General features: G+C 63.0%; 12 protein-coding genes. 8 read left to right on the top strand and 4 right to left on the bottom strand.

Annotated features, from left to right (window positions below; genetic code table 11):
* Positions 1-40: 40 nt before the first annotated feature.
* Positions 41-1702, top strand: a complete 1662-nt coding sequence (locus tag BW11_RS10030; RefSeq protein WP_219846754.1) for an aryl-sulfate sulfotransferase — start codon at positions 41-43, stop codon at positions 1700-1702.
* A 314-nt stretch (positions 1703-2016) separates the two neighbouring features.
* On the opposite strand, the gene BW11_RS10025 is transcribed toward BW11_RS10030, so the two are convergent.
* The gene (locus tag BW11_RS10025; RefSeq protein ID WP_043166038.1) at positions 2017-3378 is read right to left on the bottom strand and encodes an aminotransferase class III-fold pyridoxal phosphate-dependent enzyme; all 1362 of its coding nucleotides are present in this window, start codon (positions 3376-3378) and stop codon (positions 2017-2019) included.
* A gap of 458 nt (positions 3379-3836) precedes the next feature.
* Between BW11_RS10025 and BW11_RS10020 the strand changes: the two genes are divergently transcribed.
* From BW11_RS10020 to BW11_RS10010, 3 genes are all read left to right on the top strand, one after another.
* The gene (locus tag BW11_RS10020; protein ID WP_140445601.1) at positions 3837-4742 is read left to right on the top strand and encodes an ABC transporter permease; all 906 of its coding nucleotides are present in this window, start codon (positions 3837-3839) and stop codon (positions 4740-4742) included.
* A 113-nt stretch (positions 4743-4855) separates the two neighbouring features.
* Positions 4856-5947, top strand: coding sequence for an ABC transporter substrate-binding protein (locus BW11_RS10015; protein WP_140445600.1), 1092 nt, complete (start codon positions 4856-4858; stop codon positions 5945-5947).
* A gap of 4 nt (positions 5948-5951) precedes the next feature.
* Positions 5952-6764 carry an ABC transporter ATP-binding protein gene (locus BW11_RS10010; RefSeq protein ID WP_140445599.1) on the top strand — a complete coding sequence of 271 codons (813 nt, stop codon included), beginning with the start codon at positions 5952-5954 and terminating at the stop codon, positions 6762-6764.
* 322 nt (positions 6765-7086) lie between these two features.
* On the opposite strand, the gene BW11_RS10005 is transcribed toward BW11_RS10010, so the two are convergent.
* The 3 genes from BW11_RS10005 to BW11_RS09995 form a co-directional block, all read right to left on the bottom strand.
* The gene (locus BW11_RS10005) at positions 7087-8256 is read right to left on the bottom strand and encodes an ATP-binding protein (protein WP_140445598.1); all 1170 of its coding nucleotides are present in this window, start codon (positions 8254-8256) and stop codon (positions 7087-7089) included.
* Between the two features lie 256 nt (positions 8257-8512).
* Entirely contained in the window at positions 8513-9571 is a 1059-nt protein-coding gene (locus tag BW11_RS10000; protein ID WP_219846753.1) for a glycyl-radical enzyme activating protein, read from the bottom strand.
* 158 nt (positions 9572-9729) lie between these two features.
* Positions 9730-12210, bottom strand: coding sequence for a pyruvate formate lyase family protein (locus BW11_RS09995; RefSeq protein WP_043166045.1), 2481 nt, complete (start codon positions 12208-12210; stop codon positions 9730-9732).
* Between the two features lie 313 nt (positions 12211-12523).
* On the opposite strand from BW11_RS09995, the gene BW11_RS09990 reads away from it, so the two are divergent.
* The 4 genes from BW11_RS09990 to BW11_RS09975 all read left to right on the top strand — a co-directional run bounded on the left by BW11_RS09990 (position 12524) and on the right by BW11_RS09975 (position 16941).
* Complete coding sequence (locus BW11_RS09990; RefSeq protein WP_219846752.1) at positions 12524-13927, top strand: LLM class flavin-dependent oxidoreductase; 1404 nt, start codon at positions 12524-12526, stop codon at positions 13925-13927.
* 235 nt (positions 13928-14162) lie between these two features.
* Positions 14163-15191 (top strand): aliphatic sulfonate ABC transporter substrate-binding protein, encoded by a 1029-nt coding sequence (locus BW11_RS09985; RefSeq protein WP_140445597.1) that lies wholly within the window; start codon positions 14163-14165, stop codon positions 15189-15191.
* Positions 15192-15260: 69 nt separating this feature from the next.
* Complete coding sequence (locus BW11_RS09980) at positions 15261-16184, top strand: ABC transporter permease (protein ID WP_219846751.1); 924 nt, start codon at positions 15261-15263, stop codon at positions 16182-16184.
* Between the two features lie 10 nt (positions 16185-16194).
* Positions 16195-16941: an ABC transporter ATP-binding protein gene (locus BW11_RS09975; protein WP_107044828.1), complete on the top strand. Its 747-nt coding sequence runs from the start codon at positions 16195-16197 to the stop codon at positions 16939-16941.
* Positions 16942-17096: the final 155 nt, after the last annotated feature.

Raw genomic sequence — 17096 nt, 5'->3', positions numbered from 1 at the left:
ACTCACCAGCCACCCCATCAACTAGGAGGACACATCACCCATGGGCTATCCCACCATCTACCCGACCGGCGTCACCATCTACGACAAGGACGCGGCATGGAACGGCTACACGCTGTTCCCGACCCCCAAGGGCGCGCTCCTTATCGACATGAACGGACGGGAGGTGAACCGCTGGGCAGGACTCGCCGGATTCCCGAACAAGCTGCTGCCCGGCGGTTCCGTGTTCGGCTCGTCGGGCGCTCGCGGCGGATCGGCGGCCTATCAGGACCAGCTCGACCTGCTGCAGGTCTCGTGGGACGGCAAGGTCGAATGGAAGTGGGATCACACCGAACTCGTCCACGACGAAGGCCGCGAACCGCGCTACATGGCCCGTCAGCACCACGACTTCGAACGTGAGGGATCGCCCACCGGCTACTACGCGCCCGGACTCGACCCGAAGACCGACTCCGGCAACACGCTGATCCTCACGCACGAGAACTCGTACCACCCGGAAATCACCAACCAGCTGCTCATCGACGACAAGATCATCGAGGTCACCTGGGAGGGCGAGGTCGTCTGGGAGTGGCGCGCGGCCGACCACTTCGAGGAGTTCGGATTCTCCGAGGCGGCGCGCAAGTCCCTGTACGCCAACCCCGCGATGCGCGGCGAGGCGGGCGGCGACTGGCTGCACGTCAACTGCATCTCCACGCTCGGCCCCAACAAGTGGTTCGACCGCGGTGACTTGCGATTCGCCCCGGAGAACATCCTCTTCGACGCACGCAACGCGAACATCCTCGCCATCATCGACAAGCAGACCGGCAAGATCGTGTGGAAGCTCGGTCCGGACTTCGCCGAGAACGAGGCCGTGAAGAAGATCGGCCCGATCATCGGCCAGCATCACCTCCACCTGATTCCGCGCGGACTGCCGGGCGCGGGCGATCTGCTCGTCTTCGACAACGGCGGCGCGGCCGGCTACGACGCGCCCAACGCCATCGCCCCGGACGGCGTGAGCGCCGTGCACCGCGATTACTCGCGCGTGCTCGAGATCAACCCGGTCACGTTGGAGATCGTCTGGCAGTACACGCCGGTCGAGGCCGGATTCATGCCGTTCTCCGACGGATCCAAGTTCTACTCGTCGTTCATCTCGTCGGCTCAAAGGCTCGAGAACGGCAACACGCTGATCACCGAGGGCTCCGACGGCCGCCTGATCGAGGTGACGCCCGACCATCGGATCGTGTGGGAGTACATCAGCCCGTATTTCAAGGAGTTCGCGCCCGGATTCGCCACCAACATGGTCTACCGCGCCTATAGGGCGCCCTACTCGTGGGTGCCGCAGGTGCCGAAGCCGGAAGAGGAGTCGATCGTGCCGATCGACGTGACCACGTTCCGTGTGCCCGGTGCGCATGACGACGTGCTCAAGGTGACCACCGTCGACGGCGTCGACCCGAACAAGCAGTCGCTCACCGGCACGGATGACGACGAGTTCGGCGGGGATGGGAAGGCCGGTGGGAAGGGTGATTCCGGCAAAGACGGTGGTGACGGATCCAACGGTTCCGCCGACGGATCCGACGGTTCCGACCGGACCGATGCCGCCCCCGACCACGCCGATTTCTGCATGGTCCGCCTCGACAAGGACGACATCAAGAACCTGAGCGCCGCCCGCAAGTCCGACGGCGGCCTCTTCGGCAAGTCCGGCGGCCCCAAGATCACCTACACCCTGTAGATGAGCCTGTAGGAACCTGCCGGGGCCTTGTCTGTAGGTTCCTGCCTGTGGGTTCCGGCCGGGGTTCCTGCCGGTATCCGGTCCTTGGAGGTCTCGGCCCTTGGAGTTCCGGTCCCCGGACCCCCAAACCCCGTTCCCCGTACGCTGAGTGTCGGTCAGTGTACGGGGAATGGGAGTATCAACGGATAATCACCCGTATTCGTACGCTGCCGCGTCGTAGGCGTACGAATACGGGTGATTCAGTCGGAATAGCCACCGTCACCGTACGCCTGCGTCATCTCAGCGTACGGTGATGGTGGCTAGTGGATTTGACCCTACTTGCAGAACTCTTCGTCGGCCCAGGTGAGCACGTTGTCGAGGATGTCGAGCTGTTCGCGCAGCTCCTCCTCGGTGATGATCAGCGGCGGGCAGACGTTGAGGTTCGATTCGCGGCCGAACGTATAGAATCCCCGTTCCCGCAACTTGGCGAAGATGGCCGGCATGCGTCCGTTGGACGTATGGTACGGGGCCATCAGCTCGCGGGTCTCCTTGTTCACGACCAATGTGAGTGCGGCGAACAGGCCGATGCATCGCGCCTCGCCTACGCAGGCGTGACGGCGTGCGAAGCCCTCCAACGTCGGCTTGAGCACGCTCTCCAACTGCCTGACATGGGCGCATACGTCGTGATCCAGATAGTACTGGGTGGCGGCCAGACCGGCCGCGCAGGCCAATGGATGACCGGAGTAGGTCAGACCGCACGGCAGCGGGTGGGTTTCGAAGAACTCGGAGATCGCCTTGCTCGCGATCACACCGCCCAACGGCACCGTGGCGCCGGTGACGCCCTTGGCGAAGGTGACGAGGTCCGGCACCAGATCGAAGTTCTGCCAGGTGAACATCTTGCCCGAACGCGCGAACCCGGCCATCACCTCGTCACAGATGAGCAGAATTCCGTTCCTGTGGCACAGTTCCGCCACGCCCTCCATATAGCCCTTCGGCGGCACGAGCACACCGTTGGCGCCCACGATCGACTCCATGAGGATCGCGGCGATGGTCTCCGGCCCCTCGTAGGCGATCTGCTCCTCCAGCTGGTGCAGATACTGACGGGTGCATCGCGCCTCATCCTCGGGCGTGCGATCGAACCCGTCCTCGTAGACGGACGGGTTGAGGAAGTGAACGAAGCTCGGAGCCGCACCGCCCACCTCATAGGCGAACCTGCGCCAGTCGCCGCTGGCGAACGCCGATCCCAACGTGGATCCGTGGTAGGAGCGATAGCAGGAGAGGATCTTCGGCCGGCCGGTATAGAAGCGGGCGATCTCAATCGCGTTCTCATTGGAATCGGAGCCGCCCAGCGTGAAGAACACGCGCTGGAAGTGATCCTCGCCGGCGATCCTCACCAGCAGGCGGGCCAGTTCGCCGCGCGGCTTGACCGCGAAGCTCGGGGCGATGTAGCACAGCTCCTCCGCCTGCTTCCTGATCGCCTCCACCACCACCTGATTCTGATGGCCCAGATTCGAACAGACCATCTGCGAACTCATGTCCGCGTAGCGCTTACCGTCGTAATCCCAGAAGTAGATGCCCTCGGCGCGCTTGACCGCGATGACCGGCCCGCCTTGCTTCGCCCACGGCTGGAGCACGTACTCCTGATGCAGTCGCGCCACTTCCTGTCCGGTCGGGTCGTTCACGGTCGGATTGCCCATAGTGTTGTATTCCCCCTGATTCACGTCGGCATTCATCGTCGTCGACGAGACGTATGCGGCCCTCCCAACGAGGCCGATGGCCGAAGTATAAGCATGGCGATCCAGTGAGACGAAACGGTGCGGAAAGCCCGGAATGGCGGGGTTATGCGGTTCGTTAAACGGTCATAGGAAGCGTCTATAAGCGATTTTCGTTTTTTGGGGCCTGCGGGCCGATTGCACCGGTTACTGTTGAGCACAGAGGTTCCGTTCAAGAGGTCACGGCGTGCAGACGCCGTCGCATTCAGCACGGAACGTTCGTGTGCCGATCCCGTTGTATGGGCGGCGGCACGCAAATCCACAAGACCGTAGCTACTTGTTGTTCTGGTTGCGGGCCCAATGATTTTCACAGCAATAAGGGTCTCGGCCAGCGTGACGGACAGTCACAGTCGCGACCCGGCCGGACACGGGGGAAAGCAAGCATGACTGCGGCAATAGGCATCGAACGAGTGAAGACGTGGACGCGTCCTGTGACCAGGCGCGTGGCGCCGGGGCCGAATCAGGGCCCCGAAGTCATCCGCAGGCGCATTCCGGTCAACAGGCTGCAGGCGCTGATTTCGCTGGTCGGCTTCGTGGCCGTCTGGTGGGCGGTCACCGCTACCAAGCTCATCAACCCGCTGTACCTGCCGAGCCCGGGTGCTGTGTGGAATGCCTTCATCAAGGCCAACACCTGCAATCCGATCGCCGCCGGATCGACGCGTATCGTCTGCGGCGTGCAGCAGTACTTCCTGTGGCAGCATCTGCTGATGAGCCTCGAACGCATCGGCGTCGGACTCGGCTTCGCCATCGTCGCCGGCGTGCTGGTCGGCTTCCTGCTGTCGAGCGTCACGTGGCTCAGCCGCGTGGTCATGCCGTACATCAACTTCGTGCGCGCCTTGCCTCCGCTCGGCTACATCGGCCTGCTCATCGTATGGTTCGGCATCGGCGACACCACCAAGATCTGGCTGCTGTTCCTCGCCGCCTTCCCGCCGATCGTGCTCGCCACCATCGACGGCATCAAGGGCGTGAGCAAGGACCGCATCAACTCCGCGCTATCGCTGGGCTCCTCGCGACTGCAGCTGCTGTCGCTGGTGGTCCTGCCGAGCGCCCTGCCCAGCGTGCTCAACGGCATCCGTCTCGCTGTCGGCTTCGCGTGGACCACGGTCGTGGCCGCCGAGCTTAACAACGGCATCCCGGGCATCGGCGCGCTCGCCTACCTGTCCGGCACGGAGATGAACACGCCGCTGACCATCGCCTGCATCATCGTGATCGGCATCGCGGCGCTCGTACTCGACGGCATCCTGCAGCTGGTGATCCACGCGCTCACGCCGTGGGTCGGCAAGGAGTGATTCCGGGGGGAGTGGTGACGCGGACGGTGGGGGCCGTCCGCGAATCACAACACGTGGGATGTTTCACGTGAAACAACGACTTATCCGAAAACAATAGAAGGGGAAACCATATCATGTCTATCGATCTCAAGCGTTCCGGTTGGGCGAAGCGCGCACTCGCACTGGTGGCTACCGTCGCGGCCGTCGCATCGGTCGCGGCCTGCGGTCAGATGCAGACCGCCGATCAGGTGGCCGGCAATACTGGCGCGAGCAATGCATCCAGCTCCTGTGTGACCAAGGAGAACACCGACTTCACCGGAACGCTGCGCATCGGCTGGCAGGCCATTCCGAACGCCGATCTGGTGGTCAAGGATCAGAAGCTGCTCGAAGCCTGCCTGCCGAAGGCCAAGGTCGAATGGAGCCAGTTCAACTCCGGCGCGGATACATTGCAGGCGTTCGGCGCCAAGTCGCTCGACATCGCGCTGCTCGGCTCCAGCCCGACGGTCAAGGCCGCCAGCGCGCCGCTGAACCTGCCGGTGCAGGCCGTGTGGATCAACGACGTGATCGGCGAGGCCGAATCGCTCGTCGCCAAGGACGGCATCACGTCCGTCAAGGATCTCAAAGGCAAGACGGTGGCCGTGCCGTTCGGCTCCACCTCGCACTTCTCGCTGCTTTCCGCGCTGCAGAACGAGGGATTGAGCGAATCGGACGTCAAACTCATCAACCTCGATCCGGACAAGATCCCCGCCGCATGGCAGCGCGGCGAGATCGACGCCGCATGGGTGTGGGATCCGGTGCAGAGCGAACTCAAGAAGGCCGGCGCGAAGCCCGTCACCTCCAGCGCCGAAACCGCCAAGCTGGGCGCGCCCACCTATGATCTCGAAGTGGCTGCGACCGACTTCATCAAGACCAACCCGTCCGTGCTGGAGACCTGGACCGCCGTGGAGAATCACGCCATCAAGCAGGTCGCCGCCAAGGATGGCAAGGCCATCGACTCCATCGCCTCCCAGCTGGGCATCGACCCGGATCAGGTCAAGCAGCAGCTCGCCGGATACGAGTACCCGGACGCGAGCGAACAGGCCAAGACCTTCGCGGACGACCTGCCGGCGACCTTCAAGAAGACCGCCGAATTCCTCAAGCAGCAGAACGGCATCGACGCGGTGGGCGACAGCTACGACTCCGCGCTCTACGCCGACGCGATCGAGCAGGTCGCCAAGGAGAACTGAGGCGATGACCGTTACATCGACAACCGGTACGGAGAACACGGGCGATCAGGGCGGCGTGGTCATCCGCCACGTCACCAAGACCTTCGACACCGAACGGGGCGAGAAGGTCACCGCATTGCATGACATCAACCTGACCATCGCCAATCACGATTTCATCTGCGTGGTCGGCCAGTCGGGGTGCGGCAAGACCACATTGCTGAGCATGCTCGCCGGATTCGAGAAGCCCACGGAGGGCGAGCTGCTCATCAACGGTCGGCGCATCGAACGCCCCGACGCCAAGCGCGGCGTGGTGTTCCAGAAGCCGCAGCTGTACCCGTGGCTCAACGTGCGTCGGAACGTGGAGTTCGGCATGAAGGTGCAGGGCGTGGATCGCGCGCGTCGCGAACGCATCGCCGACGAGTACCTCGAGATGGTGGGTCTGTCCGACGCGGCAGATCGCCGCCCGTACGAGCTGTCCGGAGGCATGCAGCAACGTGCGCAGATCGCGCGCGTGCTCGCCACCGATCCCGACCTCATCCTCATGGACGAGCCGTTCGGCGCGCTCGACGCGTTGACCCGCGAGAACCTGCAGGTGGAGCTGCGCCGCATCTGGCAGGAGAAGCGCAAGACCGTGTTCTTCATCACCCACAGCGTCGACGAGGCGATCTTCCTCGGCACGCGCGTGATCGTGATGACCGCCCACCCCGGCACCGTCAAGATGGACGTGCCGGTGACCGTGCCGCGTGACCCCGACCACCCCGAGGATATCGACGCGGTGCGCAACACCCCGCAGTTCATCGCGCTCGAGCACGAGATCTCCGGCGCGATCCACCACTGACCCACTGACCCTCAGTACCAACTAGGTCACCCATCAGGAACCGGGCCCGACGACCTAGTTCCCCTTGTTGTTTCCTCTGGCGGCGGCAACCCCCGTTCCCCGTACGCTGAGTTGCGGTCAGTGTACGGGGAACGGGGCTATCGGCGGTTGATCACCCGCATTCGTACGCTGCCGCGTCGTAGGCGTACGAACACGGGTGATTCAGTCGGGATGGCCACCGTCGCCGTACGCCTGCACTGTCTCAGCGTACGGGGACGGTGGTGTGACGGTGACATGGAAGAACAGGCGTGATCGCGGGCATACCACGTACTCGGACTTGTCGTCAGCTCTCTAGGCCTGCGATGGTGCGTCGCATCTGGTGGAATGCGCCGTGCTCGCGCAGGTAATCGCGCAGGTAGGGCAACTTGAAATCCACATACCCGTAGGAGGATTGATAGATGATGTCCTCCTTGATGAGTTGTGTGCGGTAGACGTTCGCGTAGATCTGGTCACGTTCCAGTCGCTTGGCTATGGCGCTGGTCGCTGACGGGCCGTCATCCTGGGCCATGGCGAGTAGGTAGTCTCGTGCCATGGCGGACAATCCGTCGATGGCCGGGCCATGCACCATGTCACCGAGTTTGAGTTTCGCCTGGGCGACTCCGCGTTCAGCGGCATCGATGGTGATCTCTTCGGCATCGGCCGTGGCCCCGGTTTCCGATGCTCGCCATGCCCAATAGCCAACCAGCTGAATCATGAACGGGTAGCCATTGGTGGCGCGTGCGAGCATCGACAGCACTTCGCCGTTGGCATGCTTGCCATTGGCGTTGATGGTGTCGGCGAATGCCTGCCGGACCGCGTCGAGCGGTACATCGCCCAGATGCTTGCGCTCCGCGCGGCGCAGGAACGTCAGGACGTCATCATTGATGACGTCCTCCACCATTGACGGCAGTCCGGCGAAGATGAAGGCGATATTGCGTTGTTCTCGAATGAGATGCTGTACGGCGGTGGCCAACGACCTGATTTCGGCGATGCTGGAAGCCTGTACCTCATCAAGGGTGATGAGGATGCCGCGGCGTTTTTTCTCCAGCTTGTCGAGCTTTTCCGACATCGCCCTGCGAAAGTCAAGTGCGCGTTCAGCAGGAGCAGTAAACTGCGCGCCGCCCAGATTCAATGACGCCGAAATCGGAGCTCCTGGAATGGATATCGAAGCGGTAGGCATGGTCAGTGAGCTCAGGCGTGATCTGTCCTCTTCATTCAATACGTCGATGAGACGATTGATGAATCCCGCTTCGGCGGTCTCGTCGATGACGATCCAATCGCGCTTTCGGGCGATATCGCCGAGAGCGTTCAGCATCACGGTTTTACCGACTCCTCGCGCGCCGGTCAGATACATAAGGCGGCCGGGAGCGCCAACTCCATCATCCAGCGCGTAGGAGAAATCCTTGATGTCATCGGTCCTGCCGACCAGCACAGGCGGGGTCATTCCCGCAGTGGGCTTGAACGGATTGGGCATGATATATCTCCCGTCACAGGTCACGATCGTAGGCGACTTATAAAAGATATAATACTTATAAAAAGTTATAAAACGGGGCAAGTCCCCGTTTGCGTACGCTGAGTGGTGGTCAGTGTACGGGGAACGGGAGTATCAACGGATAATCACCCGTATTCGTACGCCTGCGTCGCGGCAGCATACGAATGCGGGTGATTCAGTCGGAATGGCCACCAGCAACGTACGCCTGCGTCATCTCAGCGTACGGTGGCGGGGAGTTTCAGTCGGAGTCCTTGTAGAGGGCGTCGGCGGCCAGGCCGGAGGCGAGGACCATGTCGCGGATCTCGTTGAACAGGGCGTCGTCGAGTTTGATGTCGCCCATCGGATAGTCGCGGCCCAAGGCATGGTACTTGCCCTCGCCGAACCGGTGATAGTGCAACGGCTGATAGGTGATGTTCGCCTCACGGCCGCCGAGCCCATGCAGGAAATCGACGATCGCCTCGATATCCTCAAGCGAATCGTTGAACCCCGGGACGACCGGCGTGCGTACCAGCTTCGGCAGCTCGGGGTGATCGGCGCACAGTCGCGTGAAATTGTCGAGGATGCGCTCGTTGCCGTATCCGGTCCATTCGCGATGGACTGCCGAATCCATCGACTTGATGTCGAACAGCACGTAATCGAGGTGTTCGGCCGCGCTCGCGAGCGAGGCGTACGGGGCGTATCCGCAGGTTTCGATGGCGGTGGTGATGCCGCGTTCGTGAGCGCCCGCGAGCAGGTTCGTCAGGAACGTCCGATGCGCGAGCGGCTCGCCGCCGGAGACCGTGAGCCCGCCGCCGGAACGGTCGAAGAAGACCTCGTCGCGTTCGACGATGTCAAGGATCTCATCGACCTGCATCGGTTTGCCCTCAAGCGTGATCGCCTTCGACGGGCACGCCTTGGCGAAGCGGGTGATCGCATTGAGATCGAGTTGGTCGAGTACGTCCCGATCAAGGGAGATAGTCGCCGAATCGTTGACACCGGCATCGCCGTCGACCCGGTGTACCGCCGACGGGCACGTCAATGCACACCGATCACAGCCCATCGAGGCGATGCATTTGTCGGCCACGTAGCTCACCTCCGGGCCGAATCGCTGCGATTCCGGATTGCTACACCAGGGGCATCGCAATGGGCATCCCTTGAGGAAGACGATCGTGCGGATGCCGGGGCCGTCGTGCAATGAATAGTGCTGGATGTTGAACACCATCGCCGAGTTCTTCGGGGCCAGACGCCGCCATTCGCCGGTGGGGCGGAGCGAGGCCTCGCGGTCTAAGAGGATACGTTCGGTGAGTGCGTGCTGCATGGTGGGACCAGACTTGTGTATGTGACGGTATGTGTGCCTGTGGTTGGGCTGAACATGGCAGGTGCTCGAGGGGCTCGAGGGGTCATGTGAAAGGGGTGGTCATGGCAATCGCGTCATGACCACCCCATTGGCGTGACAATCACACGAGCATCGGCGGACTAGAACGCTTCCTGCTCGTTGCGGGAGATCAGCTCGTCCTGCAGGTCCTTGGACAGCTCGGTGAAGAACGCCGAGTAGCCCGCGATGCGCACGATCAGGTTGCGATACAGCTCGGGGTGCTTCTGCGCCTCGCGCAATGTCTCGTTGTTCATCACGTTGAACTGCACGTGCCACAGCTTCAGGTCACGCCACGTCTCGATGAACTCGACCAGCTTCTCGGTGCCCTCGCGGCCGGCCACGCAGCCCGGGGAGAGCTTGATGTTGAGCAGTCGGCCGGCGTGCTCGTTGTGATCGAAGTTCTTGGTCAGGTAGTTCGACAGCAGGATCGCGGTCGGACCTTCGTGGTCGGCGCCCTGCGCGGCGGACGATCCGTCGGACAGCGGCGTGAACGCGCGACGGCCGTCAGGCGTGGCGGACACCACCTTGCCGAAGGGCACGTGGCTGGTGAACGGCACCAGACGGATGTCCATGTGCACGCCGATCTGCTCGGAGTACTTGGCGGTGAACTCCTGAGCGGTGCGATCGAGGATCTTGCCGATCTCGTCGGCGTACGGGTCGTCGTTGCCGTAGGCCGGCGCGTTCCTGAGCAGCTGACGAATCACCTCGTAGCCCTCGAAGTCGTGCTCGCACGCCTCCTTGAGCTCGTGCAGGCTGATCACGTGCTCCTCGAACACGAGCTTCTTGATGGCGGCGAGCGAGTCGATCACCGTGGCGAAGCCCATGTATTCCAAGTATCCCAGATCGATGCCGCCTGGGATCTTCGGCTGATGCAGGTCGATGCACGATTCGCGGCACAGCTTCTGCAGCATCGACCCCAGCGGGGTGGCGAAGTGCTCGGCGCGCAGGCGGATGATCTCGTGCTGCTGGATGAACGCGTGCTTGAGCAGGTTGTTCTGCTGCCTGAGGAACGCGGCGAACAGGTCGTCGAAGCTCTGGAAGTCCTCGAACTCGCCGGTCTCCAGACCGAGCACCTCATCGCCGTACTTGAGCATGCGGCCGTTGTACATCACCATCTCCAGCGCGGCCGCGAAGTTGATGTACGCGTTCGGGCTGGTGTAGGTGTCGCGGTTCGGCATGCGGCATTCGGCGCAGCCGGACACGGAGTAGTCGAGCGCCTCGTCGAACTTCGCGCCCTTGCTCAGCAGCAGCGGCACCACGTCCTCGTCGTTGAGCAGCTTCGGGAAGCCCTCGCCGCTCTTGATGGTCAGGGCCACCTCGCGCAGGTAGCGCTTCGGCGAGCGCGTGTGGATGCGCGCCGCGAGATCCGGGTAGTTGAGCGGGAACTCTCGCTTCGACTTGAGCAGGATGTACGTCAGCTCGTTGGTCGCGTCGTAGCCTTCGGGGGTCTGGCCTCCGATGGTGACGGCCTCCCAGTGGGCGTAGCCCTCGTTGAACGCGCCGCCCGCGTCGGACAGGTACAGGTCGATGTACTGGGCCATGTCGACCCACATGCATTCGAACAGCTCCTGCGCCTCGTCGGCGGTGATGCGTCCCGCCTCCTTGTCGGCCTTGTAGAACGGGTAAAGGTACTGATCCATGCGGCCGTTGGAGATGATCGTGCCGGTCTTCTGCTCGATGCGGCTGAACAGCTGTGTGAACCACTGGCTCTGCATCGCCTCGTAGAAGGTGCGTGCCGGGTGTTCGGGCACCCAACGGCAGGTTTCGGCGATGCGCTGCAGTTCGGCGGCGCGCTTCGGATCGCCCTCCTCGGCGGCCTGACGTTCGGCCTCGTCGGCGTGACGGTTGGCCCACAGGATGATCGCGTCGGCCGTGAGGATCTCCGCCTCGAGGAACGGTCGCTTCTCGCAGTTGTCGATCGGCGAGAATTCGTCGAGCTGCGCCAGACGCTCCTGCGCCTCGGCGCGCAAGCCGCCGAATCCCTTCTTCAGCACGATCTCGTAGTCGTGGACCCACTGCAGGCTGGAGCGGAACGATGCGGTCTCGTTGACCACGTAGCGGGAGGTCAGCGCCTCATCCGGATTGTAGGTGAGCTTCATCGTCTCCGGGCCGAGCGCCTTGGCGAGGTCCTCGTGGAAGGTTTTGCCCTTCCAGTACGGGGCGATGTCCTCGATGATGGTCTTCGCGTCTTCCGGCGCGATGTCGAACGGCGAGCTTTCGCGCGTGGGCAGCTTCTTGATGGCGAGGTCGAGCGTATCGCCGTCGAGTTCCGGGTAGAGCAGTCCGTAGCGGCCCTCGCCGCCGCCGCGGCCGACGATCAGCTGGTCCTTGTCGACGTACACGGTGGCCTTCTCGGCGTAGTGGTACAGCGCCTTCGCCCAGCGCAGCACCAGCGGCTCGCCTTCGGTCTGGCGGAAGCTTTCGGTGAACAGCAGTCCTCGTTCGACGTCGACGTGCGGCTTCTGCGCGCGGACTCGCGCCAGAATGTCGTTGGCTCGCGTGTGATGGGCGGGCTGCGCCTGCTTGTTCTCGATCTGCTCCTGGATGCGCGTCTCCTGCGGCGAGAGAACGGTTGTGCTCATAGGTGTGTATTCCCCCTGATGAAAATGTGATGCCTCCACCGCATTGAAACCCCCGATTGCGGTGATTACCGGCCATTGTATGGGCGATTCGAGGGGCGACGGGCGGCATCGGGAAGGAATCGCTATAGCCAAATGCTATGGCGCATCATAAGGTGCGTGGACCTAAAGGACTGGTGATAATCGGCGATAAGCAGCGTCTATAGGCCTCCGCCGTGCCGCGCGATGCCGCTGACGTCATAATGGGATATCGGCCGGCGGATCGGGGAAGACGGCCGGCATCGGCGCAATCCGCGCGCATACGATCACACGAAAGGTGGCAACACAGGTGGGGGACTTCGCTCGTCAGTCTGCACGACAGATTCATTTCAACGGCTTCGTCAAGGACTGCGTGGGGCACCAGTCCTCGGGCATGTGGCGCTATCCGGGCGATCGCTCGGCGGACTACACCAAACTCGATCACTGGATCGAACTGGCCCGACTGTTCGAGCGGGGCAGGTTCGACGCGATGTTCATCGCCGATCTGGTCGGCTATTTCGACGTGTACGGCGGCAACGTGGACTCCGCGCTGCGCACCGCCTCCCAGCTGCCGATCAACGATCCGACCACATTGGTCTCCGCGATGGCGGCCGCCACGCACGATCTGGGATTCGGCGTGACCGCCGGCGTCTTCTACGAGCATCCGTACACGTTCGCCCGGCGTATGAGCTCGCTCGATCACATCACGAACGGCCGCGTCGGCTGGAACGTGGTGACCGGGTACCTGCCCTCCGCCCTGCGCAACATGGGACAGCAGGACATCCCGCACGACAAGCGCTACGACTACGCCGACGAATACATCGAGGTGCTCTACAAGCTCTGGGAGGGCTCGTGGGAGGATGACGCCGTCGTCAGGGACAAGGCCCACGACGTGTACGCCGACCCGGCGAAGGTGCATCCGATCAACCATCACGGCGAGTTCTTCGACGTGCCCGGCATCCACCTGTGCGAGCCGTCGCCGCAGCGCACGCCGGTCATCTTCCAGGCGGGCGGATCGCCGCGCGGCATCCGCTTCGCCGCCGAGAACGCCGAGGCGATCTTCGTGACCGGGCCGACGCCGGAACTGGTGGCCCCGACCGTCAGGCAGATCCGCGATTCGCTCGAGGCCGCCGGTCGCGGCCGCTACGATGCGCGCATCTTCATGATGCTCACCGCGATCACCGCCAACACCGAGCAGGAGGCGTGGGACAAGTACCACGACTACGAGCGGTACGCCTCCACCGAGGGCGCGCTGACGCTGTACTCGGGCTGGATCGGCACCGACTTGTCGAAGTACGATCTCGACCAGCCGCTGGACGACATCGAATCGAATGCCATCCAGTCGACCGCCGCCAACATGCAGAAGGTGACCGGCGACGACGGCAAGCGATGGACGGTGCGAGACATCGCCATCAGGCGCGCCATCGGCGGCAACAGCCCGGTGGTGGTCGGCTCGGGCGAGCAGGTGGCCGACGAGCTGCAGCGCATCGTCGAACTCACCGACGTGGACGGGTTCAACCTCGCCTACGTGACCAATCCGGGCACGTTCGAGGACATCATCGACTACGTGGTGCCGATCCTGCAGGAGCGTGGCGTCTACCAGACCGAGTACGCGCCCGGCACGCTGCGCAACAAGCTGTTCGGCGCAGGCGATCATCTCAAGCCGACGCATCCGGGGTACCGGTACAAGGTTTCGAAGTGAGGCCGTAATCGGCTGAATTTCGGCTGAATTTCAAGGGCTGATAAGGGGTTCAAGATTTTAGGTCTAGTCAATCTCCCGATTTCGGCCCGTCATGGCAGTGCGGATGCGCGATACTGGAGGCTACACGCGGTCAGGTTGGGGTTTGACCGCGGCGTAATCCACATCTACGAAAAACAATCACGGGCCGTCACGGCTCGAACGCATAGAAACACCACATATCGGGGGAACAAGGGGAATGAACGCATCCACGAGATCATCTCTGGCAGGCAGAGTCATCAAGGCGGCGGCCACGGCGGTCGCTCTGGTCATGACGCTGGCCGCCTGCTCGAGTCCGAGCGCGCTGATCGCCAACGCGAGCGACAAGTCGAAGGGCAGCAACAGCGGCAGCACCACGACCGTGCGCATCGCCGCACAGCCGTACCCGCTGTATTCCGACATCTGGGTCGCCTACGAGGAGGGGTATCTGAAGGAGGAGCTTGCCAAGGCCAAGGCCAGCTTCACATGGGATTCGTTCAAGAGCGTCCCGCTGGTCAACGAGGCGGTCGCGGCCGGTAACGCGGACGTCGGCTACATGGCCGACCTGCCGGCGATCATCGCCAAGTCGACCGGCCAGGACATCAGTATCGTCTCCAACGTGGCCTACGGCGAGAAGGCGCTGGCCGTGCTGGTGCCGAAGGACTCTCCGATCAAGTCGGTCACCGACCTGAAGGGGAAGAAGGTCGGATACGCCGTCGGATCCTACGCCGAGCATCTGCTCGCCCTGCTGCTGAGCAAGGACGGCCTGACGCTGAACGACGTCACCTCCGCGAACCTGTCGGCCGACGATCAGGTCGCCGCCCTGCAGAACAAGAGCGTCGACGCGATCGTCATCTGGGAGCAGTACATCACCAAGCTCGAGGATGACGGTACGGCCCGCGTGCTGGCGGACGGCACCGGCATCAAGCGCGGCAACATGATCACGTACTTCACCACCGACTACGCCAAGCAGCATCCCGAGGTGGTCAAGGCGTACAACCGCGCCGTGCAGCGCGGCGCCGACCTCATCAACAAGGATCCGGACAAGGCCGCCGCCGCGGTTTCCAAGGACTTCGGCGTGAGCACCGATCAGCTCAAGAAGATCTGGACCCGTCTGACGTTCACGACCAAGCTCGAATCCGCGGACATCGACGCGATCAAGCAGGTCGAGGACTTCGCCTGGAAGAACGGCATTCTCAAGTCCGAGGTCGACGTCGACAAGCTGATCGACACCAGCTATCAGAACTGACTGCTCCTCCCCGCGAAGCGGGACTGAGGAACAGTCAACAGAGCGCAATGAACGAAAGGTGGAAGTGCAATGGTGGAGAAGGTAATCGCCGGGTTGCCGGCATGGGTGCACGGACGCTCCGGGCGTCCGGAGGCCGTCGGTGAGGTCGTGAGCGGCAAGACGGCACAGACCGGGACCATGGGGGCGAATGAAACGGCCGCAAAGACGGCCGCTCGCAGACGACGCAAGGCGTCGACGCTCGGACTGACCGGCGTGACGGGATGGCTGCTGTATCTGGTGCTGCCCATCGCCATCGTGGCCCTGTGGTCGCTGTACGGCTCGGCCGGTCAGACGCAGTCCTACTCCATGGCCACTCCCCAGCAGATCGTCGCGGCGGCGGTCGAATACGCCACCGACGGCGAACTGCTCATCAACATTCTGGTGAGCTTCACGCGTGTGCTCGAAGGATTCCTCGTGGCACTCGTCGCGGCCGCCGTACTGGGCGTCGCCGCCGGCATCTCCCGCAGGTTCGAGCGCTTCATCGACCTGGTCATGCAGGTTCTGCGCCCGATTCCGGGCATCGCGTGGATTCCGCTGGCGATCCTGTGGTTCGGCATCGGCGAGAACTCGAAGATCTACATCATCTTCATCGGCGCGTTCTTCCCGATGTTCGTCAACATCGTCGACGGCATCAAGGGCATCGACAAGCGCTACTTCGAACTGGGCGAGGTGTACGAGATCCCGAAGTGGCGGTTCATTCGTCAGGTGGTGATCCCCGCGGCCCTGCCGCAGATCCTCACCGGCATCCGCCTCGGCCTGTCCGGCGCGTGGATCTGCGTCGTCGCCGCCGAGATGATCGGCGCGACCTCCGGCGTGGGCTTCATGCTCTCCGACGGCCGTTCGATGTCCCGCCCCGACGTGGTGATCCTCGCCATGCTCCTCATCGGCGTGATCGGCAAGCTCATGGACGACGTCGTCGAATGGCAGCGTCGACGCATCGTCAAGTGGCTGTGAGCGTGTGTGCATGACTGACGACATCATCGACATCCGTCACCTCACCAAGGTGTTCCACACCGACAACGGTGACGTGGAGGCGCTGCACGACGTCACGCTCAACTTCCCGCGAGGCGGATTCACGTCGATCATCGGACCGTCCGGCTGCGGCAAATCCACGCTGCTGCGCATCATCGGCGGACTCGACACCGACTACGACGGCGAGGCGCTGATGGACGGCCAGCCGATCCCCGGACCGGGGCGCGACAAGGGCTTCGTGTTCCAGGATCACCGCCTTCTGCCATGGCTGTCGGTGCGCGAGAACATCCGCTTCGCACTGCCGCCCGAACACAAGAAGGACGACGAGCTGATCCAGTCGAACATCGATCTGGTGGGTCTGACCGGCTTCGAGGACGCGCTGCCCAAGCAGCTGTCCGGCGGTATGTCGCAGCGCGTCGCCATCGCGCGTGCGCTCGCCAACCGGCCGAAGATCCTGCTGCTCGACGAGCCGTTCGGCGCACTGGACGCGATCACCAAGATCAAGCTGCAGGATCAGCTGCTGCGCATCTGGCAGAGCGAGCACATCACGATGGTGATCGTCACCCACGATATCGATGAGGCCGTGTATCTGGGGCAGACCGTGGTCGTGATGAAGCCGCATCCCGGCGAGATCAAACGCGTCGAGCACATCGACCTGGGCTGGCCTCGCCAGCGCATCGGTGAGGCGTTCAACACCGCCAAGGATTCGATCTACCAGGAGTTCTTCGCCACCAACTGACTGTGTTCGTTATGCACACGGGCATGCCGCTATTGATTCCTTCGATAGCGACATGCCCGTTTTTGCTGTAATGGCGAGCTTGCCGGCGGCGGAATCGCCCGCTTAGAATCAAACCAACACGACGTAGTCAAGCGCATCGGAACCATGAAAAGGAT

The organism is Bifidobacterium sp. UTCIF-38, assembly GCF_006454495.1.
In the GTDB taxonomy this organism is placed as follows: domain Bacteria; phylum Actinomycetota; class Actinomycetes; order Actinomycetales; family Bifidobacteriaceae; genus Bifidobacterium; species Bifidobacterium callitrichos.
This window is presented reverse-complemented; position numbering and strand designations above follow the sequence as displayed.

Bases quoted from the DNA above. Each gene is read 5' to 3' on its own strand.
- BW11_RS09995 (WP_043166045.1), bottom strand. From the start codon at position 12,210: ATGAGCACAACCGTTCTCTCGCCGCAGGAGACGCGCATCCAGGAGCAG.
- BW11_RS10030 (WP_219846754.1), top strand. From the start codon at position 41: ATGGGCTATCCCACCATCTACCCGACCGGCGTCACCATCTACGACAAG.
- BW11_RS10010 (WP_140445599.1), top strand. From the start codon at position 5,952: ATGACCGTTACATCGACAACCGGTACGGAGAACACGGGCGATCAGGGC.
- BW11_RS09985 (WP_140445597.1), top strand. From the start codon at position 14,163: ATGAACGCATCCACGAGATCATCTCTGGCAGGCAGAGTCATCAAGGCG.
- BW11_RS10000 (WP_219846753.1), bottom strand. From the start codon at position 9,571: ATGCAGCACGCACTCACCGAACGTATCCTCTTAGACCGCGAGGCCTCG.
- BW11_RS09975 (WP_107044828.1), top strand. From the start codon at position 16,195: ATGACTGACGACATCATCGACATCCGTCACCTCACCAAGGTGTTCCAC.
- BW11_RS10005 (WP_140445598.1), bottom strand. From the start codon at position 8,256: ATGCCCAATCCGTTCAAGCCCACTGCGGGAATGACCCCGCCTGTGCTG.
- BW11_RS10025 (WP_043166038.1), bottom strand. From the start codon at position 3,378: ATGGGCAATCCGACCGTGAACGACCCGACCGGACAGGAAGTGGCGCGA.
- BW11_RS10015 (WP_140445600.1), top strand. From the start codon at position 4,856: ATGTCTATCGATCTCAAGCGTTCCGGTTGGGCGAAGCGCGCACTCGCA.
- BW11_RS09980 (WP_219846751.1), top strand. From the start codon at position 15,261: ATGGTGGAGAAGGTAATCGCCGGGTTGCCGGCATGGGTGCACGGACGC.
- BW11_RS10020 (WP_140445601.1), top strand. From the start codon at position 3,837: ATGACTGCGGCAATAGGCATCGAACGAGTGAAGACGTGGACGCGTCCT.